This window comes from Telluria sp. ZT3P39 (assembly GCF_059685935.1).
This window is the reverse complement of sequence record NZ_JCASIH010000001.1, coordinates 79,086-100,348: the sequence shown is the minus strand read 5'-3', so window position 1 is coordinate 100,348 and position 21,263 is coordinate 79,086. Positions and strand designations below refer to the sequence as shown.

21 protein-coding genes are annotated in these 21,263 nt (G+C 63.5%); 3 read left to right on the top strand and 18 right to left on the bottom strand.

Annotated features, from left to right (window positions below):
• The first annotated feature begins 96 nt into the window (after positions 1 to 96).
• The gene (locus AC56LR_RS00390) at positions 97 to 1,050 is read left to right on the top strand and encodes a GIY-YIG nuclease family protein (protein WP_497126228.1); all 954 of its coding nucleotides are present in this window, start codon (positions 97 to 99) and stop codon (positions 1,048 to 1,050) included.
• Positions 1,051 to 1,128: 78 nt separating this feature from the next.
• Here the strand turns inward: AC56LR_RS00390 and AC56LR_RS00385 are convergent, their stop codons facing one another.
• The 7 genes from AC56LR_RS00385 to AC56LR_RS00355 all read right to left on the bottom strand — a co-directional run bounded on the left by AC56LR_RS00385 (position 1,129) and on the right by AC56LR_RS00355 (position 7,100).
• Entirely contained in the window at positions 1,129 to 1,665 is a 537-nt protein-coding gene (locus tag AC56LR_RS00385) for a hypothetical protein (protein WP_497126226.1), read from the bottom strand.
• 72 nt (positions 1,666 to 1,737) lie between these two features.
• The gene (locus AC56LR_RS00380) at positions 1,738 to 2,130 is read right to left on the bottom strand and encodes a hypothetical protein (RefSeq protein ID WP_497126223.1); all 393 of its coding nucleotides are present in this window, start codon (positions 2,128 to 2,130) and stop codon (positions 1,738 to 1,740) included.
• A gap of 234 nt (positions 2,131 to 2,364) precedes the next feature.
• Positions 2,365 to 4,359: an AAA family ATPase gene (locus AC56LR_RS00375; RefSeq protein ID WP_497126221.1), complete on the bottom strand. Its 1,995-nt coding sequence runs from the start codon at positions 4,357 to 4,359 to the stop codon at positions 2,365 to 2,367.
• A 5-nt stretch (positions 4,360 to 4,364) separates the two neighbouring features.
• A complete protein-coding gene (locus AC56LR_RS00370; protein WP_497126218.1) occupies positions 4,365 to 4,829 on the bottom strand; it encodes a hypothetical protein in 465 nt (154 codons plus the stop codon).
• Positions 4,826 to 5,071, bottom strand: coding sequence for a DNA-binding protein (locus AC56LR_RS00365; RefSeq protein WP_497126216.1), 246 nt, complete (start codon positions 5,069 to 5,071; stop codon positions 4,826 to 4,828). Before AC56LR_RS00365 ends, AC56LR_RS00370 begins: the two co-directional genes overlap by 4 nt.
• Positions 5,072 to 5,175: 104 nt before the next feature.
• Positions 5,176 to 5,595, bottom strand: coding sequence for a hypothetical protein (locus tag AC56LR_RS00360; protein ID WP_497126213.1), 420 nt, complete (start codon positions 5,593 to 5,595; stop codon positions 5,176 to 5,178).
• 203 nt (positions 5,596 to 5,798) lie between these two features.
• Positions 5,799 to 7,100, bottom strand: coding sequence for a tyrosine-type recombinase/integrase (locus AC56LR_RS00355; RefSeq protein ID WP_497126211.1), 1,302 nt, complete (start codon positions 7,098 to 7,100; stop codon positions 5,799 to 5,801).
• A 347-nt stretch (positions 7,101 to 7,447) separates the two neighbouring features.
• Between AC56LR_RS00355 and fnr the strand changes: the two genes are divergently transcribed.
• Entirely contained in the window at positions 7,448 to 8,215 is a 768-nt protein-coding gene (gene fnr, locus AC56LR_RS00350; RefSeq protein WP_497126209.1) for a fumarate/nitrate reduction transcriptional regulator Fnr, read from the top strand.
• A gap of 28 nt (positions 8,216 to 8,243) precedes the next feature.
• Here the strand turns inward: fnr and AC56LR_RS00345 are convergent, their stop codons facing one another.
• The 11 genes from AC56LR_RS00345 to AC56LR_RS00295 all read right to left on the bottom strand — a co-directional run bounded on the left by AC56LR_RS00345 (position 8,244) and on the right by AC56LR_RS00295 (position 19,908).
• Positions 8,244 to 8,774, bottom strand: coding sequence for a FixH family protein (locus AC56LR_RS00345; protein WP_497126206.1), 531 nt, complete (start codon positions 8,772 to 8,774; stop codon positions 8,244 to 8,246).
• Positions 8,775 to 8,778: 4 nt separating this feature from the next.
• Positions 8,779 to 10,170, bottom strand: a complete 1,392-nt coding sequence (gene ccoG, locus AC56LR_RS00340; protein WP_497126204.1) for a cytochrome c oxidase accessory protein CcoG — start codon at positions 10,168 to 10,170, stop codon at positions 8,779 to 8,781.
• Positions 10,167 to 11,120: a cytochrome-c oxidase, cbb3-type subunit III gene (gene ccoP / locus AC56LR_RS00335; RefSeq protein ID WP_497126202.1), complete on the bottom strand. Its 954-nt coding sequence runs from the start codon at positions 11,118 to 11,120 to the stop codon at positions 10,167 to 10,169. Before ccoP ends, ccoG begins: the two co-directional genes overlap by 4 nt.
• Entirely contained in the window at positions 11,113 to 11,277 is a 165-nt protein-coding gene (locus AC56LR_RS00330; RefSeq protein ID WP_497126200.1) for a cbb3-type cytochrome oxidase subunit 3, read from the bottom strand. The genes ccoP and AC56LR_RS00330 overlap by 8 nt, the downstream gene beginning before the upstream one ends.
• Position 11,278: 1 nt before the next feature.
• Positions 11,279 to 11,896, bottom strand: coding sequence for a cytochrome-c oxidase, cbb3-type subunit II (gene ccoO, locus AC56LR_RS00325; RefSeq protein WP_497126198.1), 618 nt, complete (start codon positions 11,894 to 11,896; stop codon positions 11,279 to 11,281).
• Between the two features lie 19 nt (positions 11,897 to 11,915).
• Positions 11,916 to 13,373, bottom strand: a complete 1,458-nt coding sequence (gene ccoN, locus AC56LR_RS00320; RefSeq protein ID WP_497126196.1) for a cytochrome-c oxidase, cbb3-type subunit I — start codon at positions 13,371 to 13,373, stop codon at positions 11,916 to 11,918.
• A 118-nt stretch (positions 13,374 to 13,491) separates the two neighbouring features.
• A complete protein-coding gene (gene ccoS, locus AC56LR_RS00315; protein WP_497126193.1) occupies positions 13,492 to 13,644 on the bottom strand; it encodes a cbb3-type cytochrome oxidase assembly protein CcoS in 153 nt (50 codons plus the stop codon).
• A gap of 1 nt (position 13,645) precedes the next feature.
• Positions 13,646 to 16,036, bottom strand: a complete 2,391-nt coding sequence (locus AC56LR_RS00310) for a heavy metal translocating P-type ATPase (RefSeq protein WP_497126191.1) — start codon at positions 16,034 to 16,036, stop codon at positions 13,646 to 13,648.
• On the bottom strand, positions 16,033 to 16,791 hold the full coding sequence (locus AC56LR_RS00305) for a sulfite exporter TauE/SafE family protein (protein ID WP_497126189.1): 759 nt from the start codon (positions 16,789 to 16,791) through the stop codon (positions 16,033 to 16,035). The genes AC56LR_RS00310 and AC56LR_RS00305 overlap by 4 nt, the downstream gene beginning before the upstream one ends.
• Positions 16,792 to 16,793: 2 nt before the next feature.
• The gene (gene hemN / locus AC56LR_RS00300) at positions 16,794 to 18,236 is read right to left on the bottom strand and encodes an oxygen-independent coproporphyrinogen III oxidase (protein WP_497126187.1); all 1,443 of its coding nucleotides are present in this window, start codon (positions 18,234 to 18,236) and stop codon (positions 16,794 to 16,796) included.
• A 118-nt stretch (positions 18,237 to 18,354) separates the two neighbouring features.
• Entirely contained in the window at positions 18,355 to 19,908 is a 1,554-nt protein-coding gene (locus tag AC56LR_RS00295) for a methyl-accepting chemotaxis protein (RefSeq protein ID WP_497126185.1), read from the bottom strand.
• A 472-nt stretch (positions 19,909 to 20,380) separates the two neighbouring features.
• Here AC56LR_RS00295 and AC56LR_RS00290 point away from each other — a divergent pair, with 472 nt between their 5' ends.
• Entirely contained in the window at positions 20,381 to 21,172 is a 792-nt protein-coding gene (locus AC56LR_RS00290) for a hypothetical protein (RefSeq protein ID WP_497126183.1), read from the top strand.
• The last annotated feature ends 91 nt before the right edge of the window (positions 21,173 to 21,263 follow it).

Below are 21,263 nucleotides of genomic sequence, written 5' to 3'. Positions count from 1 at the left end.
TTGAGTTTCAGCGATGCATGTTCCAAACGGTATAGTGATACTGTTTGTGGCAATTGCGCATTATGACGCATCAAATGAAGAAATAAATGAAGAATTATGGGAAAAACCATCAAGATTTACTTGCCGGATGAAAGCGTGTCGGGCATCCGCCACGCCGAGATCGCCAACTGGAGCGGCCAAGCTCTTGCATGCCCTCGTTCGCGGTTTCAAGAATTGCGTGAGTGGCCGGAGGTTCAACGCCCTGGGGTCTACTTTCTCTTCGGTATCGATGATGAGACTGGGAGCGATGCTGTGTACATTGGCGAGGCCGAGGTCGTCATCGACCGACTTTCGTCGCATGTGATCAACAAAGATTTCTGGACTGAGGCCGTCGCTTTCACAAGTAAAGATGAGAACCTTACGAAAGCGCACGTTCGATATTTGGAATCGCGCGTGGTAGAAATGGCGAAGCAAGCCAGTCGTTATCAAGTAACAAATTTTGCTTCTCCTCAACTGCCATCGCTTCCACGATCGGACAGAGACGCAATGGAAGAGTTCCTAGGAGCTGCGAAAATGCTACTCGGAGCCTTGGGTCATAAGGTTTTGGAAAATCTCATCCAGCAACCAAAAAAGCTGAATCTGACCGATGCACTGCCGACGATCGAATCTGTTCCCAACGCGGATGTCGTGACTGCCTCCACTGCGCAGCCGAACACCCCCGCAATCTTCCATTTGCGAATTGCTGGCATCCACGCGCGGGGCGTACGCACTGATGAAGGCATGGTTATCTTAGAAGGTTCTGATGCCACCGCTACGACCTACAAAAGCCTAACTGGTAATATGGCTGCCCTTCGCCAAGTACTTATCCAGTCTGGTACTTTGACGGCGGTAGGAACAAAGCTGCGGCTCACCCGAGACCATCTTTTCAAAAGCCCGTCACAAGCTGCGGGTGTCCTGGTCGGGTACTCGATTAACGGGCGGGAATACTGGAAACTTGAGGATGGGACGACTTATGCCCAGTTTGAAACACAGCAGTCGAATTTACTTCTTGAAGAAGTTGCCGCTAAATAACGCAGTGAATCGACATAAAAAAAATACGTGAGCAACTTAAAAGCTGCCCGCGTCGTAGCCCACAGGATCATGTGGCGATCAGATACGCTCCAGCCACGCTCGTACGTTTCGATAGTGGACAGAGGTCAGGCGTTCGACACGCGCCACCAAACTGAGATGCCGTTTGCGCCATTTGTACGGGTGACGTGCCGGTACCATTTGACCCGGCTCAGCGCCCATTTCACTCAACAATTTAATTCGCGCGATTTGCGCCCGTTTGACTGCAGAAGCTGCGACGTTGCTCCGGTATCGCAACTCATGACAATGCCGGCAAGCCAGCTCATCGCCATGGTAGTAAAGCGACTGGAAATTCCCCTCGTGCGCGAGGGGGCAGCGCATTAGGAGGCGTACACGGTCTTTTAGGCACTGGACCGGCACGATATCCACCACCCACGGCTTATCCCCTAGGAAGACCGCCAAGCGTGTCTCAGTGAGCATGGCCACGGTCCGCACATCGCCATCATCCAGCACGAGCCGCGACCCGCCGGTGGCCTTCGCCATCCGCATCAACTTCGGCAGGTTCACCTCGAACGCATTTTCGAGGACCGGCACTCGGGCCGCCTTGGCTTTTTTCATCGCAGGTACCTAAAAGAAAAGCGAACCGGGCACTCACATGCGCGGCTCGCTTGATGTCCAACTATTCTTGTATTACTGCACAGCTTGAGGCTTGATCTCCATGTAGATCGTGCCGACGACGATGCCGATTGGCTTGTCCAGCGAACCGAACAGTGCAGTCTGCGTCGCACGGAGGGCATTTTTTTCGTCGTGGAGCGGATCGTCCGGGTCGATCACCGTATTCCGGTCGATGCCGACGCGAATTGCCTCAATCAGGTCGAGGTAATCCAGTTGTCGCTCGGTGCTGAACGTGACCTGACCGAGCACGCGATCCCGGCGGAAGCCCTCATAGCCATTCAGACCCGCGTCGATTGCGACCAGCGCCCTCGCCTCCTCGGGAGTCAGGCACACGATGCCTTGGTTGGAACGGTGCTTGGCTTGTCGCTTGATAGTCGAAGTCCAGCCCCTGATAATGTTGGTGCTCATTTGTTTCCTTTTAAATTTGTGGTTTAGTTATTAAACAGTATGCAGAATTATTCGACTGCAATATGTGTCCCACTTTTTCCCTGATTACTCTAAAACGGGAGTTTTCAGTGACCCATATTGCTCCCGGTCTTTCCCACCTCCCCTATAGGGGGAGGGGGAAACCGGGAAGGGCTAGGTGGGGTGATCGGTGGATAGATAGGTGAGTGATTTTTCTTGTTTTATACTGCCGAGCTTTTAATTTCCGAAGGCTGGCAGGCGCACGATGTGCGTGTCGGTCGTTTCGATCATGCCTTGTGCCGCCAAGGCTGTGACAGCCTGCTTGGCGCGTTCGCGTTTGTGTTTCGGGTCTGTTTCAATTGCAGCAGCGATCGCATCGTAGGCCGTGACGTACGTGACCTGGGAATCACCTTCACTTTCATTGAAGAGATTGAGCAGAACGTCGCGCGCGGTACGCTGATGCTGCCCGAGCTTGCGTGCGCCTTTTTGCGCGAATGGCGGCGCAATTGAAACCGCGACGCACGATGTGATGTCCTCGCCATCTTCGTCTTGGCCCGCCACGACCTGTTCGAGGCGGAAGGCATGCTGGGTCCCGGTTTCATCGTCTTTCGACTTTGCCACCGTCCAGCCCAAGCCCTCGCCCTTCGTGCGCATGACGCCGATAACGCAGTCCATCGCAGCGAACAGGCTGGAGTGGCCGCGCATGCCCTTGCTCTCGTCCTTGCCGGTGTGGTGCACCAACAGCACCATCCCGCCCGTCAGTTGTTGCAGAGCCTTCGCGTTAGCGATGATCGTGCCCATGTCCTTTGACGAGTTCTCATCGGAACCGGGAGCCGCTCGGTTGAGCGTGTCCAAGATGATCAGGCCGTCTGCACCACTAGCCGTGCGAATTGCGAGTGCCAATTCTTCGACGTCTGCGGCGACCGTGATGTCGAACTGCTCCACGATAAAGTGCAGGGTATTGGGCATCTTGCGGGCGTTGTACTTCTCCCAAGCCGCGACGCGCTTGCCCATCCCGCCTTCGCCTTCGAGAACGCAATAAGTGACCGGGCACTGAGTAACGCGCATGCCGTACCACTGCGTGATGCCCGATGCCACCGACGCGCTCAGGTCCAGCGCGAGGAACGACTTGCCCGCACCGCTGGGGCCGTACAGCGCCGCTAGGCCGACCTGCGGCAGGAGGCCGCGAACCGCCCATTTGATCGGTTCCGCTTGCGTGAGCTGTGCCGCAGTGAGCACCTTGAAGCGGCTGGATTGTTCGCAGCTCGTCGATGCCACATCATTGAGTTGCAAGAGTTGGCGGAGGTCAACAGTCTGGGGCGTGTATTTGGCCACTGCGCTGCTCACCAATTTCGGGATCTCGTCCATGCGCGCCGCCCAGCGAGCATCGTGCGGTCCTTGAGAAGAGCGCATGAGGCCGCGCAGCCAGGACACCACTGCGCCAGGCTGCGTGCCCGATGCAACCATGGATCCGGCGAGATCGCGCAGTGCGTCGTGGTAAACGTCGCCACTGAGGACCTGGCTGATCCACACGGCGTGACGATCAGCCAGTGCGCCGACAGCCGCACGTTCGATCACATTCGCGCCGCTGTCCTTGCGGACCTTGGCAGCCAGTTCCTTGAAGCCAGTCAGTTCACTCAGCGGCCCCATGGTCAGTGCATGTCCAGTCACAGTGAGGAAGCGCAAGTTGGAGTACAGCTCAACCTTGAGATCGTCGATCTTGCCATTCACCCCTTTCTCCAGGTTGTGAGCGTAACCGAATCCGCGCAGGCCGGTGCCGGACGGCGAGATTTCGATGTAAGTAACACCGAGGTGTTGCATGAGGTCAATTGCTGCCGCCGATGGCATGCCGTCGATGACGCAGTGGTCGAGGTCGATACCGACCAGTCCATCGCCGTTCAGCATGACACCCACGCCCGTGTATCCCCCTTCCATATAGGCCGTCACGGCATCCTCATACGTCCCCCAGGTCTGCGAGTCGTTCGACTTGGCATGCGAATTCAGCAGTTTGGGGTCGTACGGCACCTTGATCGGCTTAGCGCCTGGCTTCCCTTCCAAGCGCCAGACAACCCAGTTTGGTTTAGCCTTGAGTTCCAGTGGAATGTTGTCGAACTTCGGCAGGCGGACACCTGGGTTGTTGGCGCACGGCGGCTGTGCTTCAGGTGCAACTGGCAGCCGTGCGCCGACCGCCGATGGGGCGGTCTTGTTTTCGATGTGGTGTTGGGTCAGCATGCCGGCTACTTCTGCGTCGTTTCGGGCTGAGCGAGTACGATTCGGATTGGCGTCACGGCACTGTCCACTTCGATGCAAGTCACAGTCGACAGGGAGATGCCGTTGAACTTGTAACGACCGGCGACAGTCACCTTGACCTGGTAGCCGACAAAATCCTCAATGTCTGCGCTGGTCTCGATGACCTTACAGTCTTTCTTGAAGACGTGGAGTGGCACCTCGAACACGCCAATTGGGTTATGCACACTCCAGATGAAGTAGATTTCCACGGCGACCACGGTGCCCGTAATCTTGGCGTCGTAGACGAACGCGCTGAGGGTGCCTTGAGCGGGCTGGAAGCCATACAGGGTGCGGAGGTAAGCCTTGCGCGCGTTTTCGTAAGCAGCAGGGAACTTCAGCGCGGTGCGAGTGCGAGTGTTCTGGAAACGCAAGGGGGCTTGGGACGTGAACTGGTCCGGCAGTGAGGTGATCATGCCCCCTCCTTGCTCAGCAGTGCCTTGATATCGGCGACCAGCCACGCGAGGCGGCCATTAATGCGCACTGGGCGGAGAGGGCCATTTTCGTAGCAGGCCCACGCGCGCAGCGTTTGGGGTGCGCGGCTGAGGTGGAACGCCGCAGCCTCGGTAGTGAGCATGGTGCGCACTTCCGTGACGAGAGGCTGGAAGAATTTGTGTGCCGGCTGAACTGAGATACCGGATTCAGGTTTTTTGGACATTTTGAGAAATCGTATTTTGTTGAAGAGGCTTGAAGTCTCTTCGTCAACATCGATTTCTCAGCTAGCTGCGGTCCTTAACGGCACTGTGAGGTGCTTGTCGGCACCTAGCGCGCATTGGCCCGCTTCAAGCGCGCCCGTAGATGGCGCACGGTAAAAAACTTCACCTCGGCGCCGACCTGATATTTCACTGCCTCTTCGTCGACACCAATCAGGCACCCCTCTCGCTGTTCAGCTAGTTTGACCAGTTCCGCGAACACGCTTGCCGCTGCGTTCGGGTTTAATGCTTTCGCACGGGCGAGTTCGATCTCATCGTCCAGTACTGACTTCCGGGCCTTCAGTCGATAGATGATCTTTCTTGGAACCGCTGCCTTCGCCGCGAGTGGGGAGAGATCAAATGAAGCACGACCTCCGCCCTTGGCAAGCGCCTCGTGATACTCGACGTTGACCTTCATCCGTGGCCATCCCAAGAGGTCTGCGACGGCGTCGCTAGATGCTTGCAATTTTTTCAGCTTTTCTTTATCCATACAGCCGGTTACATAGTTCGTCGAGGGCAGGAACTATATAGGATATTAATTCGATCGGCATTGTCAGAAATGACAAATACAACTGATGTACACGGACGATTAGCGCCGTCTCGACATTAGTAGTACAGAAGGAAATTGTCTCCCACCCAAAGACACAGACCCGTCGTTTTACTGCTTCTCAAGGCAAGCCGCACGTAACACCATCATGCTGCAACGCGCCTTGCGAATGCAACCGCTACGGACGGGACGTCGGCCTGCTCCAGCATCCATACCTCAATTTTTGCGTGCCACATCCGCAGCAGATCGATCGGGCGGCGGATGTAATGCTTCTCCGCGATGGCGCTAGGCTTGTGGCCCATGATCTGCGCCACGACGCCGGCTGGGCACTCCACCCACTCGCTCAGCGTGCCAAACGAGCGGCGCAGGCCATGAATTGACACATGCGGCAGCTCGGCCGCTTCCAGTGCATTGTTATGGGCCTTGCGCGGCTCCTGGATGCGTCCGCTGGCAGCGGTGCGGCTACTAAATACCCATTCATTGTTGCGCGGCAGGCCATCCAGCAGCGCGGACACATACGGGGTCAACGGAATCGTCCGGTTGGCCTCAACCTTATCTTGCAAGACCATCGTGCCCCACCTGAAGTCCACGTCTGTCCAGCGCAGTCCAGCCATTTCCTCCCGTCGGGCGCCCGTCAGCAGGAGGGCTTGCAGGTAGGCGCTGGCGACAGGGTTATGGATTTCCCGGACTTGTTTCAACCACGGGGCCAATTGCTCGCGCTGGAGGCAATCCGACTTCGCCGCAGGCTTGGGGAGTTCGTCCTTGGCCACACATGAAGCGCATGCGTTGGGGCTGACTTCGGACCTGTACTCGGCCCGCATGGCACACCAGTTCAGGAACGCGCGCAAGCGCACGAAAGCGTTCATCGCCACGGTGGATCTGTGTGTCTCACCATTCAGCCATTTCCGTACAAAATCGGCGTCGATGTCACGGAGAGGGTGGGCAAGCACCGAAACAAGCACGCCGGGCAAGGTGGTTTCTCCCTCCCCCTTTTTGCGCCCACGGGTCTTGTGACGGCCACCCGGATCGACCAGCCTCTGGTGATCCAGCAGGGTGCGGGCGCTCCACCGGGTCTTCCGGGCCACCATGTAGGCTGCCCATGCTTCGCTTGCAGGCGTCTCGGCGCGGCGGCTTGCGTCGCGCTTCGCTGCCTGCTCAGCGACAAGCTCGGCTTTCTGAACCCTTGGATCGTGCCCGCCATCGACCAGCACCTTGAGACGGCGCGCCTCGGCTTGGGCACTGGCGATATCCCATGTGGACGGCGAGCCGATCGTCATGCGGATGGTTTGATTGTTGAGCTTAGCTTGGAAAACGTAAGCCTTGGCTCCACTGGAGACCACGCGAAGGCCGAGGCATGGTGCGGTAGCGTCCCACATGAAGGCTTGCTTGGTGCTAGGCGGGCAAGTGAACCCCTCGACGCGCGCAGCAGTAAATTTGATTTTTGCCATATTGCTGAGTATTGTGTAACCGCTGTGTAACCCGGCTATGAGTATATTTGCCTATCGTCATCAACACAAGGGGCATTAAGAAATACTGTAAGGTACTGAAATATATAGGTTTTAGCCTGATTGACGTATGGTGTTAAACACTCCAATATACCTGGAACTTCACATTCGTAATGCGAAGGTCACCAGTTCGATTCCGGTCAGCGGCACCAAGAATTAGCAGCAAGATCAAAGGGTTATATGCTTCGGCGTATAACCCTTTTGTTTTGTGCGTCCATGCTGCCGGCAAAAGTGAAGTATGCGCCGGTTCACCGGTCTATAATCGTCCACGCCTACCACTTTCCTGCCAGATGACCCAAGGAATCTCATTCCCCAACCCGGCGCCGATCAGCCTCGGGGCGATCAAGGCCAGCTGCAGCGCCTGCAGCATGCACCAGCTGTGCCTGCCGATGGGGCTGGAGGAAGCCGACATCAACCGGCTCGACCAGATCATCGGCCAGCGCCGGCGCCTTGCGCGCGATGAGCGCCTGTATGCCATGGGCGAGCCGTTTCGCTGCCTGTACGCGGTGCGCTACGGGCATTTCAAGACCTACCAGATCAACGCCGCCGGCGAACAGCAGATCACGGGCTTCCAGATGGCCGGCGAACTGCTCGGCATGGACGCCATCAGCGGCGACCGCCACCACTGCGACGCCGTTGCGCTCGAAGACAGCGAAGTGTGCGAGATTCCGTTCGCGCGTCTGGAAGAATTGTTCGGCCAGGTGCCGGCACTGCTGCGCCACTTCCACCGCATCATGGGCCAGGAGATCACGCGCGAACAAAACGTGATGCTGCTGCTGGGTAACATGCGGGCCGAGCAGCGCTTTGCGGTCTTCCTGGTCAACCTGTCGGCGCGCTATGCGGCGCGCGGCTACTCGTCGACCGACTTCGGCTTGCGCATGTCGCGCGAGGACATCGGCAACTACCTCGGACTGACCATCGAGAGCATCAGCCGCTTGCTGTCGCGCTTCAAGAAACAGGGCCTGATCACGGTCGACAAGCGTGAAGTGCACCTGGTCGAACCGGCCAGGCTCAAGGCCATCGCCGCCGGCACCGAACAGTGCAGTCCAATGGCCTGAACTGCGCGGCCCAAGCGTCACGCAACAGTCACGGCCCGGGGTCGGCGGCGATCTCCAGCGTTGGCGTGGATGCCGGGCTCCAGCCGCGCGCCAGGCGCCACGCGCGGCCTTCATCCTCGATGACGACGCGCCAATGCGTCATCTCCAGCGCCGGCAGCCGGACCGCGGCGACGCCGCGCGCATCAGGCCGCGCCGCCAGGACCAGGTCTTTCGCGGGCAGCGTCGGATGCGCGAACAGAATCCGGAAAGGCGCACGCATGGGACGGCCGAAGCTCTCGAGCCGGCCTTCGAGCACGCCATTGCCCGCGTCGTAGCGCGCCGTGAAGGCCAGGCGCAGCGCCGTGGCCGCGCGGTCGCGGCGCAGGTCCTGGTTGATCGCCTTGCCCCGCTTGTAATAATCGTCGACCACGACCGCGTCCGGCTGCCTGATCGCCAGCCAGACGGTAAGGCCGGTGGCCAGCATCACCGCGGCCGGGCCGAGCATGATGAACCACGGCCAGCGGTGCCGGTACCAGGGTCGCACTGGAGGCTGGGGAAAAACGGGTGGTGAGGGTAGCATGATGTCATTCCTGACGCGGCACGATGAAGGCCGCTTCTTCGCGCACGGCCACTGCCGGGTCGTCAAGCGCAGTGATGGTGAAGTCGATGCGGTTCGAGCCGGGCTTGCCCGCGCCTGGGGGAATGCGCACCCGGACCGGCAGCGCGCGCGTGCTGGCGCCGTCGAGCGCGACGTCCGCCTGCTCCACGATCAGCGCGCCAGGCAGCCCGTCGACCTCCAGGTGCACCCGGCGCGGCATTTCGCTGGTATTCATGAGCTGCAAGCGGTAGACATTCTCGATCCAGCCGCCGTCCACTTCACGGCCCATCGATCCGCGGTCGCGGATCACGTCGACCTTGAGCGGAACGCGCAATGCCAGTGAGGCGGTCATTGCCGCCAGCAGGAGCACCAGCACCGCCGTGTAGCCCAGCACGCGCGGACGCAGCAGGCGTTGCCGTATCTTCTCCGCTCCCCAGCCCTGCGCCAGCGCGTTCTCGGTGGCGTAGCGGATCAGGCCTGCAGGTTTCCCTACCTTGTCCATCACGCCATCGCAGGCGTCGATGCACGCTGCGCAGCCGATGCATTCGTATTGCAGGCCGTTGCGGATGTCGATGCCGGTCGGGCAGACCTGCACGCACAGGCTGCAGTCGATGCAGTCGCCCGACGGCGCCTGCGCTGCCTGGCCGAGCGGCGCGCGCGGCTCGCCGCGGCCGCGGTCATAGGTCACGATGAGGGTGTCCTTGTCGAACATCGCGCTCTGGAAGCGCGCGTAAGGGCACATGTACTTGCAGACCTGTTCGCGCATCCAGCCGGCGTTGCCGTAGGTGGCAAAGCCGTAGAACAGCACCCAGAACGCTTCCCACGGACCGAGGCGCCAGGCGAGGATCTCGCCCATCAGGGACCGGATCGGCGTGAAGTAGCCGACAAAGGTGAAACCCGTCCACAGCGCCACCAGCAGCCAGGCGGCGTGCTTTGCGGTTTTTTTCGTGATCTTCTCGAGACCCCAGGGCTGGCGGTCGAGCCGGATGCGCGCGCTGCGCGCCCCTTCGATCCGGCGTTCGATCCACAGGAAGACTTCCGTATACACCGTTTGCGGACAGGCGAAGCCGCACCAGACGCGTCCCGCCACCGTCGTGACAAGGAATAAGGCATAAGCACAGACAATCAGGAGGGCCGCGAGATAGATGAAGTCCTGCGGCCACAGCACCAGACCGAACAGGTGGAACTTGCGCGTGCCGAGGTCGAACAGCACCGCCTGGCGGCCATTGAAGCCGATCCACGGCAGGCCATAGAACAGCAGCTGGGTCAGCCATACGCAGGCCCAGCGCAGCGTCGCATAGCGGCCTTTGGCCTCGCGCGGGTAGATTTCCTCGCGCGCGGCGTACATCTTGATGACTGCTTCCCTGGGAGCGTTCATTTTGCGGCGACCTGTTTCGCATCGTCCGGAGCGGCGGCCGGAGGATTCGACAGGCTCCACACATAGGCGGCCAGCACGTGCACCTTGGCCTCGCCCAGGAACTCGCCGAAAGCCGGCATGGTGTTGGTCCGGCCCTTGCGGATCGTCTCGATCACCGTGTCCGCGCTACCCCCGTAGAGCCAGGTCTTGTCGGCCAGGTTGGGCGCGCCCAGCGCCTGGTTGCCGGTACCGCCGGCGCCGTGGCAGGCGATACAGGCGGCATACTTGGGTTTGCCGAAGGCCACCTTGATCGGATCGGCCGTCAGGCCGGACAGGTTGCGCACATAGTGGACGACCGCCTCGACGTCCTTGTCCGAACCCAGCGCGGCGCCCATCGGCGGCATCCGTCCAACGCGCCCGGCCATGATGGTGGCCTTGATCGTGCCCGGGTCGCCGCCGTGCAGCCAGTCGCGGTCGGTCAGGTTGGGGTAGCCCTTGTTGCCGCGCGCGTCCGAGCCATGGCACTGGGCGCAGTAATTCATGAACATGCGTTCGCCGATCGCCTGCGCTTGCGGATCGGCTGCCACCGCCTTGATGTCCTGGCCGGCGTAGCGGGCGAACACGGGCCCGAAATCCTGGTCGGCCTTCTTCAGCTCGGCCTGGTATTCACCCGCCGAGTGCCAGCCGAGCCTGCCGGCATGGCTGCCCAGTCCCGGGTACAGGACCAGGTAGACGAGGGCGAACACGATGGTCAGGTAGAACAGCCACATCCACCAGCGCGGCATCGGCGTATTCAGTTCGGTCAGATCCTCGTCCCACACGTGGCCCGTGGTTTTCTGCGGCCGGCCGTCGGCATCGAGCGTCACCCGGTGCTTCGACTGCGACCACAACAACACCGCGCAACCGGCGATGGACAGCAGCGTGATGAGGACGATGTACCCGTCCCAGAAGCCGCTCGTGAAATCAGCCATGGTGCGCCTCCTCGTCGGCGAAGGGCAGGGCGGCGGCGGCGTCGAAGTCGGCGCTGCGGCGCAGCAGGAAAGTCCATAGCAGGATGCAGATGAAGGTGGCGAACGAGAGCACGGTCATCACGCTGCTGGCGCGGTCAAAAATGGTGTCGATGGACATGTCAGTTCCTTGTCTTGATCTGGGTGCCGAGGCCTTGCAGGTAGGCGATGAGCGCGTCCTGCTCGGACTTGCCTTCCAGCTCGCCAGGGGCGTTCTTCACCTGCTGCTCGCTGTACGGGACGCCCAGCATTTGCATGGCGCGCAGCTTCGGCAGGATCGTGGCCGGATCGAGCATGGTCTTCGCCAGCCACGGGTAGCCGGGCATGTTCGATTCCGGCACCAGGTCGCGCGGGTTGTCGAGGTGGGTGCGGTGCCATTCGTCGCTGTAGCGCCCGCCGACCCGCGCCAGGTCGGGGCCGGTGCGCTTGCTGCCCCACTGGAAGGGGTGGTCGTAGACGAACTCGCCGGCGACCGAATAGTGGCCGTAGCGCTCGGTCTCGGCGCGCAGGGGCCGGATCATCTGCGAGTGGCAGTTGTAGCAGCCCTCGCGGATATAGATGTCGCGGCCTGCCAGCCGCAACGGAGAATACGGTTGCAGGCCCGCCACCGGCTCGGTGGTCGACTTCTGGAAGAATAGCGGCACGATCTCGACCAGGCCGCCGACCGAGATCACCAGCAGCACCAGCCCGATCAGGAGCCAGGGGCTCTTCTCGATCCATTCGTGGGAAAAGTTTTTCATTTGCTCGGGTCCTTCGGTATCAGGCGTGCGACGGCACAGGGGAGGCGCCGGCGTGCTGCGGCTTGCGCGGCTGCGCGACGGGCGGATCGACCGTGACCGTGCCGGCCAGCGTCTTCCAGGTGTTGAAGGCCATCAGCGCCATGCCCGACAGGTAGAGCAGCCCGCCCGTGAAGCGGATCACGTAGTAGGGATAGGTCGCCTTCACGCCTTCGGCGAAGGTGTAGGTCAGGGTGCCGTCGGCATTCACGGCACGCCACATCAGGCCCTGCATGACGCCGGCGATCCACATCGACGCGATGTAGAGGACGATGCCGATGGTGGCGACCCAGAAGTGGGCCTCGACCAGGGCCAGGCTGGCCATCTGCTTCTTGCCGGCCAGGCGCGGGATCAGGTAGTAGATCGATCCCATCGTGATGAAGCCGACCCAGCCCAGGGCGCCTGCGTGCACGTGGGCGACCGTCCAGTCGGTGTAGTGCGACAGCGAATTGATGGTCTTGATCGACATCATCGGGCCCTCGAAGGTGGCCATGCCGTAGAACGACAGCGACACGATCAGGAACTTCAGGATCGGGTCCGAGCGCAGCTTGTGCCAGGCGCCCGAGAGCGTCATCACGCCATTGATCATGCCGCCCCACGACGGCGCCAGCAGGATCAGCGAAAACACCATGCCCAGCGACTGGGTCCAGTCGGGCAGGGCGGTGTAGTGCAGGTGGTGGGGGCCCGCCCACATGTACGTGAAGATCAGGGCCCAGAAGTGCACGATCGACAGGCGGTACGAATACACAGGGCGTTCCGCCTGCTTGGGGATGAAGTAGTAGACCATGCCCAGGTAGCCGGCCGTCAGGATGAAGCCCACCGCGTTATGGCCGTACCACCACTGGATCATGGCGTCCTGCACGCCCGCATACACGGGATAGGATTTGAAGGCGGAGACCGGAATCACCGCGCCATTGACGACGTGCAGCACGGCCACGGCGATGATGTAGGCGCCGAAGAACCAGTTCGCGACATAGATGTGCTGCACCTTGCGCTTGATGATGGTGCCGAAGAAGACGACCGCGTAGGCCAGCCAGACGACCGTGATCAGGATCGCGATCGGCCATTCGAGCTCGGCGTATTCCTTGCCGCGCGTGAAACCCATCGGCAGCGTGATCGCGGCCGCCACCAGCACCGCCTGCCAGCCCCAGAAGGTAAAGGCGGCCAGCCTGTCGGAGAACAGCCGCACCTGGCAGGTACGCTGCACCACGTAGTACGAGGTGGCGAACAGGCCGCAGATACCGAAGGCGAAAATGACCGCATTGGTGTGCAGCGGACGCAGGCGCCCGTAGGACAGCCAGGCGATATCGAAATTGAGCGCGGGCCAGGCCAGCTGGGCCGCAATGAAGACGCCGGCGGCCATGCCGATCACGCCCCAGACGACGGTGGCGATCGCAAACTGGCGCACGACCTTGTAGTTATAGTTGAGACTGCTTTCCACGATGCTCTCCTGACGGGTTCCCTTAGTTGACAGCAGGAGAGTAATTTTCTGAACCCTAAAAATCCTTGATGTGAATCAAATTGTTCAGATACACCTGCAATAGGGCGGGATGCGGCGTTCAGCTGCCGGCGCTGTCGTCGTCGTGCAGGATGCGCAGCCCCGGTCCTTCGAGGTCCTCGAACTGTCCGCTGTCGGCGGCGCCAAAGAAGATCCAGATTGCCAGCGCGACCAGCACCAGACTCAGCGGAATCAGGAGATACAAGGCTTCCATGCTAGTGCCTCAGGCGCAGTGCGTTGAGCACGACGATGGCCGAGCTGGCCGCCATGCCGATGCTTGACACCCAGGGGTTGAGCAGGCCGGTGGCCGCGGCGGGAATCGCGACCAGGTTATAGGCGCTGGCCCAGGCCAGGTTCTGGCGGATGATGCGCAGGCTGCGGCGCGCCGTGTCGGCGGCGGCCTGCAGCGGCGCCAGGCTGTCGCCCAGCAGGACGGCGTCGGCGTGCAGCTGCGCCAGCGGCGCGCCGCTTCCCATCGCGAACGACACATCGGCGCCGCGCAGCACGGCCGCGTCGTTGATGCCGTCGCCCACCATCGCCACCACCGCCCCGGCTTGCTGCAGGCGGCGTACGTAGGCGAGTTTTTGTTCGGGCAGCCGGGCGCCGGCGGCCTGCCGGATGCCGAGCCGGGCGGCGACCGCGGCGACGGCGCGCTCCTCGTCACCGCTCAGGAGCACCACGGTCTTGCCGGCCGCCTCGAAGCGGCGCACCAGTTCCTGCGCTTCCGGACGCAGGGTGTCCGCGATATCGAAGCGCGCCAGCCAGCTGCCGGCCTGCCCGAGCCAGACGGCGCTGCCCTCGGCCGCCGCGACGGACGGCGGGGCGCAGCCGGCAAGCTCCTGCACGAAGGCAGCGCTGCCGAGCCGGTAGCGCTGGCCGCCGATCTCGCCTTCGATGCCGCGCCCGACCGTGGCATGCAGCCCGGTGGCCTGGGGGAGGGGGCCTGCGGTGGCGGCGGCGCGGATCGCCTGCGCCAGCGGATGCGCGCTGTCCGATTCCAGCGCCGCTGCCACAGTCAAGGCGGCAGCCGCGTCGCCCCGTTCGAACACCTGCGTGGCGCGCACCCGTGGCCGGCCCATGCTCAAGGTGCCGGTCTTGTCGAACACCACGTGGGTGGAGCGCTCGAGGGTTTCGAGCGCGTGGGGGCTAAGCGCCAGCACGCCCCGGCGCAGCAGGCTGTCGGTCGCCGCCGCCAGCGCCGTCGGGGTGGCCAGCGACAGCGCGCAGGGACAAGTCACGACCAGCACCGCGATTGCAGCGGGCCAGGCGCGCGCCGGGTCGATGGCCTGCCATGCCGCGAAGACCAGCACCGTCAGCACCAGCAGCGCGGCGACCGACCAGGCGGCGACGCGGTCGGCCCACAAGGCCAGCTGCGGCTTGCCACTGCCCGCGCGTTCGGCCAGGCGCACCAGCATCGCCAGCGTGCTGTCGGCCGCCGCCGCGCCGACCCGCAGCACGATCGCCTGGGTCACGTTGACGGCGCCACCGGGCATGCTGTCGCCCGGCCCCATGCGCCGCGTGCGGCTTTCGCCGGTGAGCAGGGCCAGGTCGGCCTCGGTCTCGCCTTCGACGATCACGCCGTCGGCGGGCGCCGCCTGCCCCGGCGCCACCAGTACCATGTCGCCGGGCCGCAGCGCGGCCGCGGCGACCAGCTCGGCCGCGCGCGTGGCCGGATAGGCCCGCATGCGCTGCGCCGACGCCGGCAAGCCGGCCTGCAGCGACTCCAGCGCGCCGGCCGCACGCCGGCGTGCCGTCAGCTCCAGGTAGCGGCTTCCCAGCAGCAGGAACACGAACATCGTCACCGAATCGAAGTACACCTCGCCGTGCCCGCGCACCAGGGCGGCCGTGCTGCCCGCGAACGCGGCGCCGATCCCGAGCGCGACCGGCACATCCATGCCGGGCATGCCGCGGCGCAGGTCGCGCCAGGCGCCGGCGAAGAAAGGCTGGGCCGAGTACAGCACGGCCGGCAGGGTCAGCAGCAGCGAGGCCCAGCCCATCAGCGCCCGCATGTCGGCGTCCATCGTGCCGTCGGTCGCCATATAGACCGGGACCGCGTACATCATCACCTGCATCATCGACAGGCCGGCGATGAAGAGCTGGCGAAACAGCTTGCGGCGGGCCTGTTCCAGCTGCTCGCCGTGGCGCTGCGGATCATAGGGGTAGGCCGTGTAGCCGACGGCGCGCAGCGCGCGCACGATGGTGCTGGCCTTGCACAGGGCCGGATCCCAGCTTGCCCGCAGGCGCTCGTTGCTGACGTTGAGCGTGGCTGCGGACACGCCCGGCACGGCCTGGACGCGGCGCTCGATCAGCCAGGCGCAGGCCGCGCAGCGCAGGCCCTCGACCGTGAAACTGCCTTCGCCGGTGTTGCCGTTCGCATCGAACAGGTCGAGTTCGGGCGCATCGTCGTCCGGGACGGTGGCGCCGTAGGCGGTCCGGGTGTCGTAGTAGTCCGCGCAACCCGCATCGACGATGACCTGGGCCGCGGCCGCGCAGCCGGGACAGCACATCGGGCGGTCGATGCCGCCGACGCGCGCCGACCAGCGCCTGCCGGCGAGCGCCAGGCCGCAGTGGAAGCAGGCCTGTGCGGCGCCGGCATCGTCCCTCATGGCGCCATCCCGGGCGTCACGCACAGCACCTGCAGCCAGCTGGCCGGCAGGCCGCCGGCGGCGCGCGCCAGGCCGATCAGGCCGAAGGCGAGCACGGTCGCGCCACAGGCCAGGCGCACGGCTGCCAGGCGCAGCCAGCCGCGCAGGCGCGCCCCGGCCAGGCCGAGCGCCAGCATCATCGGCAGCGTCCCGAGGCCGAAGGCCAGCATCACCAGCGCGCCGGACACGGCCGAGCCGCTCAGCATCGCCGTCACCAGCACGCTGTAGACCATGGCGCAAGGCAGCCAGCCCCACAGCGCACCGGCGGCGAACATCCGGCCCGGCGTGTCGGGCGGGCCGAGGCGCGCGAGCAGCGGACGCACCTGCCGCCACAGCAGCTGTCCGCCGCGTTCGAGCCGGGCGATGCCGGACCAGGCCCCCATCAGGTGCAGGCCGAGCGCCGCCAGCAGCAGGTTGGCCAGCACATAGGCGACCCCTTGCAGCGCCGGCAGCGCGGACAGGTTCGACGCGCCCTCGGCCAGCCCGCCCGCAAGCAGGCCGGCGCTGGTATAGCTCGCGAGGCGCCCGGCATTGTAGGCGGCCGCCTGCAGGCCGGCCGGCGCCGCCGCGACGGTGCGCAAGCGGATGACGATGCCATTGCCGCGCGCACGCGTCGGCGCCAGTGACAGGGCGCCGACGATACCGCCGCACATGCCGGCGCAGTGGACGCTGCCGAGCAGCCCCACCAGGAACACGGGAAAGAGGCTCAGGCTCATCGTCAGACGGTGCGCGAATGGCGCGGCGCGGCGCCGGGTGCGGCCAGGTAGCGGTCGAACACCATGCAGACATTGCGGATCAGGAGGCGTCCGCGCATCGTCACCGTGATCCAGTCGCCGTCGAGGGTGACCAGGCCATCCGTTTCGAGCGTGCGCAGCGCCGCCAGTTCGGAGGCGAAATAGCGGGCGAAGCTGATCGGAAAGGCCTGCTCGATGGCGGACACCGAGAGCTCGAACTGGCACATCAGTTTTCCGATGACGCTGCGGCGCAGGAGGTCGTCCATCTCGAGCGCGATGCCGCGCACGACCGGCAACTCGTTGTTGTCGAGCGCCTCGTAATAGGCCTCGAGCGTCTTCGCGTTCTGGCTGTAGGTGGCGCCGACCGCGCCGATGGCCGAGACGCCGCAGGCAATCAGGTCGCTGTCGGCATGCGTCGAATAGCCCTGGAAGTTGCGCTGCAGGCGGCCCTGGCGCTGGGCCACGGCGAGGTCGTCGTCGGGTTTGGCGAAATGGTCCATGCCGATATAGACGTAGCCGGCGCCGGTGAGGCGCTCGATGCACAGGCCCAGCATGGCCAGCTTCTCTTCGCTGTCGGGCATGTCCGCCTCGAGGATGCGGCGCTGCGGCTTGAACACGTGCGGCAGGTGGGCGTAATGGTAGATCGAGATCCGGTCGGGGCCGGCGTCGATCACCTTGTCGATGGTGGCGGCCATCGTCGCCAGGCTCTGCTTGGGCAGGCCGTAGATCAGGTCGATGCTCACCGAACGGAAGCCCGCCTCGCGCGCCGCCGTCATGATGGCGCGGGTGTCGGCTTCGGCCTGGACGCGGTTGACCGCCTGCTGCACCGCGGTGTCGAAATCCTGCACGCCGAGGCTGATCCGGTTGAAGCCCTGGCGCCGCAGGCTGTGTATGCGCTCCGTCGATACGGTGCGCGGGTCGACCTCGATCGAATACTCGCCGGTTTCGTCCGCTGCGAATCTGAAATGGCGGCGCAGGTGGGCCATCAGCTCGCCCATCTGCGCATCCGACAGGTAGGTCGGCGTGCCGCCGCCGAAATGCAGCTGCTCGATGTCGTTCAGGCCCGCGAACAGCGCGCCCTGGATCGCGATCTCGCGTTTCAGGTAGCCCAGGTAGGTGGCCGCCTTGTCACGGTTCCTGGTGACGATCTTGTTGCAGGCGCAGTAATAGCAGACGGACTCGCAAAACGGAATGTGCAGGTACAGCGACAGCGAGCGCGGTGCGCCGCGCGTGCGCACCGAGGCGACGGCGTGCAGGTAGTCGCGGTAGCTGAAGCCGTCGTCGAAGCGATCGGCCGTGGGATAGGAGGTGTAGCGCGGGCCGTTCCTGCTCAGGCGCCGGATGAGTTCGGGGTCGAAGTCGACGGTATTGGCGAAGGGAGCCGGCGCGTTGCGGATCGTACTGACGGGGATATGTTGGTGAAGCATGTAGACCACTCCTGCTGCCTGCCGGGCCGCGGGCTGCGGCTCGACTTGATGGGAGGAGTGTATTGATGCGTTCGAGCAAAATCCTTGACTTGCATCAAATTTGGCCGGTTGACCTCTTTCAGGGGCGGCGATCGAGCTTGAACACCGACAAAGCCTGCGCCAGTTGCGCCGCCTGCTGCGCAACGCTGTGCGAGGCCGCAGCCGATTCCTCGACCAGCGCCGCATTCTGCCGCGTCATGACGTCCAGTCCGGCCATCGCTCCGTTGAGCTGGGTGATGCCGCTGCCCTGTTCGCGGCTGGCCAGCGTGATCTCGTGCATGATCACGGCCGCGCCATGCACCGAGCCCACCACCTGCTGCATGGTGTGGCCGGCTTCACCGACCAGAGCGTCGCCTGCGCCCACCTGGCGCACCGAGTCTTCGATCAGCAGCTTGATTTCCTTGGCGGCGCCGGCCGAGCGCTGGGCCAGGCTGCGCACTTCGCCGGCCACGACGGCGAAGCCGCGGCCCTGTTCGCCCGCGCGCGCGGCTTCGACGGCGGCATTGAGCGCCAGGATATTTGTCTGGAAGGCGATGCCGTCGATCAGGCCGATGATGTCGACGATGCGCGTGGCCGAGGTGCTGATTTGCGCCATCGTCGTGCCGACGCTGTCGACGGCTTCGCCGCCGCGCCCGGCAACCCTGGCGGCGGCGCCGACGAGCTCGTCCGCGCGCATGGCGCCGGCCGTGTTCTGCTGGACCGCTGCGGCGATCTGGCCGAGGCTGGCGGCGGTCTGCTCCAGGCTGGCCGCCTGCGATTCGGTCCGCGCCGCCAGCTCGAGGTTGCCGGCGGCGATCTCGCGCGTGGCCTGTTCGATCGACTCCACGTTGCCGCGCACGTCGCCGACGATCGCCTGCAGGTTGATATTGAGCTGGCGCAGCGCGCGCAGCAGTTGTGCGAAGTCGTCCGGGCCGGATGGGTCGGGCAGGTGCGACAGGTCGCCGCCGGCCAGCGCATGCACGGCGTCCAGGGCCGCACGCATCGGCGCCGTGATCGCAGCGCGCAGCCCGGCCCAGGCCGCGAAGCTGGCCAGCACGCCGAATGCGGCCAGGCCGCGCCACAGGGTGCCGTCCGCGGCCAGGCCAAGCGCCGCGAGCAGCAGCGCCTGCAGGCCCAGCGCCAGGCCCAGGCGGCGTCCCAGCGGCAAACGGCGCATGGCGGCCAGGCGCGCGCGCATGCCGGTGGGCACGGCAACCCCGCCGCGGATGGCCAGCGCGCCATGTTCGCCCTTGCGGAATTTTCGGTAGAGTTCGCTCGCCGCGGCAACCTGCTCGCGCGTCGGCGTGGTGCGCACGGACATGTAGCCGACTACACTGCCCGCTTCCTTGACCGGGACCACGTTCGCAACGACCCAGTAGAAATCGCCATTCTTGCGGCGATTCTTGACCAGTCCGGTCCAGGGCTGGCCGGCGCCGAGCGTTTTCCAGAGGTCGGCAAAGGCTTCGGGCGGCATGTCGGGGTGGCGCACGAGGTTGTGGGCCTTGCCCAGCAGCTCGTCTTCGGAAAAGCCGCTGACCTCGATGAAGCTCGGGTTGACATAGGTGATGCGGCCCTTGGTGTCGGTTTTCGACACGATCGACTGGCCTTCCTGCATCCTGTATTCCTTGCTGGTGACGGGCAAATTGTTGCGCACTGACTTCTCCTGTTGCCCTACGGCAAATTCTAAACGTATGATTCTATGTTTGCCCCACCATCAAAAGATTTGATCTACATCAAATAACTGAGCCCATCAGCCAAAACCAGCACTTCGGGGTGGCTCCCATGATCTCCTGACTCTGTTAGTCAACGCACGGTCAGTGAACCTGATCCATTGTATTTTTTGTATCGTGTCGCAGCAGTTTGATACTGCGCGCAATTTTCGGACCGCCACAGCGACCGCCCACGAGCGACGACGAATACGTCGGCGCTAGACATGGAACTTTTGCGTTGGCTTTAGGTCATTGAGATGAGATCGTGACCTTGGGCAAAAGAGCAAAGTGCCGTTTGATATAGCGCACGCCAGTCTCGTCCCTTCGTTCTGTTTTTGGCGGAATCGAGGAAGAATGTGGTGATAGTCGAGTTTCGGTCTACTTCGCGTTGGTCTACATTTAAACGAGGGATACATCATGGATAATCAGAAATCTACCGAGGGAAAAGGCAGCGACGCAAGCCGCGAGGGTTTGGGTTCGAGCATTGGTAAAAACCAGACGCCTGGTTCGAACCAGAGCAGCAGCTCGTCCGGCAGCAGCCAGAGCAGCGGCTCGGGAGCCATCGGTTCGGGCAACATGGGCACCAGCAGCCTGAGCGGTTCGTCGTCGAGCCCATCGAGCCCATCGAGCTCGTCGGGTAGCAGCCTGAGCGGATCGTCGTCGAGCTCGTCGGGCAGCAGCCTGCAGAGCGGCTCGTCGTCGAGCGGCGCCGGCAGCAGCGGCAGCCTGAGCGGCACGAGCAGCACCAACAGCGCACTGGGCACCAGCGGCAGCAGCACCGGCACCACCGGCAGCAGCATGGGCGGCGCAAGCTCGCAGTCGTCGTCGGATACCGACAAGTCGTCGGCAATCGGCGGCATCAAGGGCGCCATGGCGTCGGTGTCTGCATCGGTGTCGCCAGACAAGCTGCACGAGAAAATCGATGCGGTCGCACAAGGTGCGCAGCCGCTGGTCGATCGCCTGGTCGGCACCGCACACGCAGGCGTCGATCGCCTGAGCGGCATGCTGAGCGGCGCAGGTGAGACCCTGGGCGCGCGCAAGGGCCAGCTGAACGAAACCTATCAGAACTACTCGGTCAAGAGCACCGAGTACGTGAAGACCAATCCAGGCACCGCCCTGCTGGTCGCAGCCGGCGTCGGCTTCCTGCTGGCCAAGCTGCTGGGTGGCAGCAGCACCGAGCGTAAAGAGTACCGCTACTACCGCGACTGATCGGTGTAGCTGTTAATAAAAAACCCGGCAGGCGCTGAGCCTGCCGGGTTTTTTTGTTTTGTGGTTTCACGTAGGGTGGCCGGCTTTGCCG

Bases quoted from the DNA above. Each gene is read 5' to 3' on its own strand.
- AC56LR_RS00380 (WP_497126223.1), bottom strand. From the start codon at position 2,130: ATGAGCACCAACATTATCAGGGGCTGGACTTCGACTATCAAGCGACAA.
- AC56LR_RS00390 (WP_497126228.1), top strand. From the start codon at position 97: ATGGGAAAAACCATCAAGATTTACTTGCCGGATGAAAGCGTGTCGGGC.
- fnr (WP_497126209.1), top strand. From the start codon at position 7,448: ATGACCCAAGGAATCTCATTCCCCAACCCGGCGCCGATCAGCCTCGGG.
- AC56LR_RS00370 (WP_497126218.1), bottom strand. From the start codon at position 4,829: ATGATCACCTCACTGCCGGACCAGTTCACGTCCCAAGCCCCCTTGCGT.
- AC56LR_RS00355 (WP_497126211.1), bottom strand. From the start codon at position 7,100: ATGGCAAAAATCAAATTTACTGCTGCGCGCGTCGAGGGGTTCACTTGC.
- AC56LR_RS00360 (WP_497126213.1), bottom strand. From the start codon at position 5,595: ATGGATAAAGAAAAGCTGAAAAAATTGCAAGCATCTAGCGACGCCGTC.
- AC56LR_RS00305 (WP_497126189.1), bottom strand. From the start codon at position 16,791: ATGAGCCTGAGCCTCTTTCCCGTGTTCCTGGTGGGGCTGCTCGGCAGC.
- AC56LR_RS00310 (WP_497126191.1), bottom strand. From the start codon at position 16,036: ATGAGGGACGATGCCGGCGCCGCACAGGCCTGCTTCCACTGCGGCCTG.
- AC56LR_RS00385 (WP_497126226.1), bottom strand. From the start codon at position 1,665: ATGAAAAAAGCCAAGGCGGCCCGAGTGCCGGTCCTCGAAAATGCGTTC.
- AC56LR_RS00345 (WP_497126206.1), bottom strand. From the start codon at position 8,774: ATGCTACCCTCACCACCCGTTTTTCCCCAGCCTCCAGTGCGACCCTGG.
- AC56LR_RS00365 (WP_497126216.1), bottom strand. From the start codon at position 5,071: ATGTCCAAAAAACCTGAATCCGGTATCTCAGTTCAGCCGGCACACAAA.
- ccoS (WP_497126193.1), bottom strand. From the start codon at position 13,644: ATGGAAGCCTTGTATCTCCTGATTCCGCTGAGTCTGGTGCTGGTCGCG.
- AC56LR_RS00290 (WP_497126183.1), top strand. From the start codon at position 20,381: ATGGATAATCAGAAATCTACCGAGGGAAAAGGCAGCGACGCAAGCCGC.
- ccoP (WP_497126202.1), bottom strand. From the start codon at position 11,120: ATGGCTGATTTCACGAGCGGCTTCTGGGACGGGTACATCGTCCTCATC.
- hemN (WP_497126187.1), bottom strand. From the start codon at position 18,236: ATGCTTCACCAACATATCCCCGTCAGTACGATCCGCAACGCGCCGGCT.
- ccoO (WP_497126198.1), bottom strand. From the start codon at position 11,896: ATGAAAAACTTTTCCCACGAATGGATCGAGAAGAGCCCCTGGCTCCTG.
- AC56LR_RS00375 (WP_497126221.1), bottom strand. From the start codon at position 4,359: ATGCTGACCCAACACCACATCGAAAACAAGACCGCCCCATCGGCGGTC.
- AC56LR_RS00330 (WP_497126200.1), bottom strand. From the start codon at position 11,277: ATGTCCATCGACACCATTTTTGACCGCGCCAGCAGCGTGATGACCGTG.
- ccoG (WP_497126204.1), bottom strand. From the start codon at position 10,170: ATGAACGCTCCCAGGGAAGCAGTCATCAAGATGTACGCCGCGCGCGAG.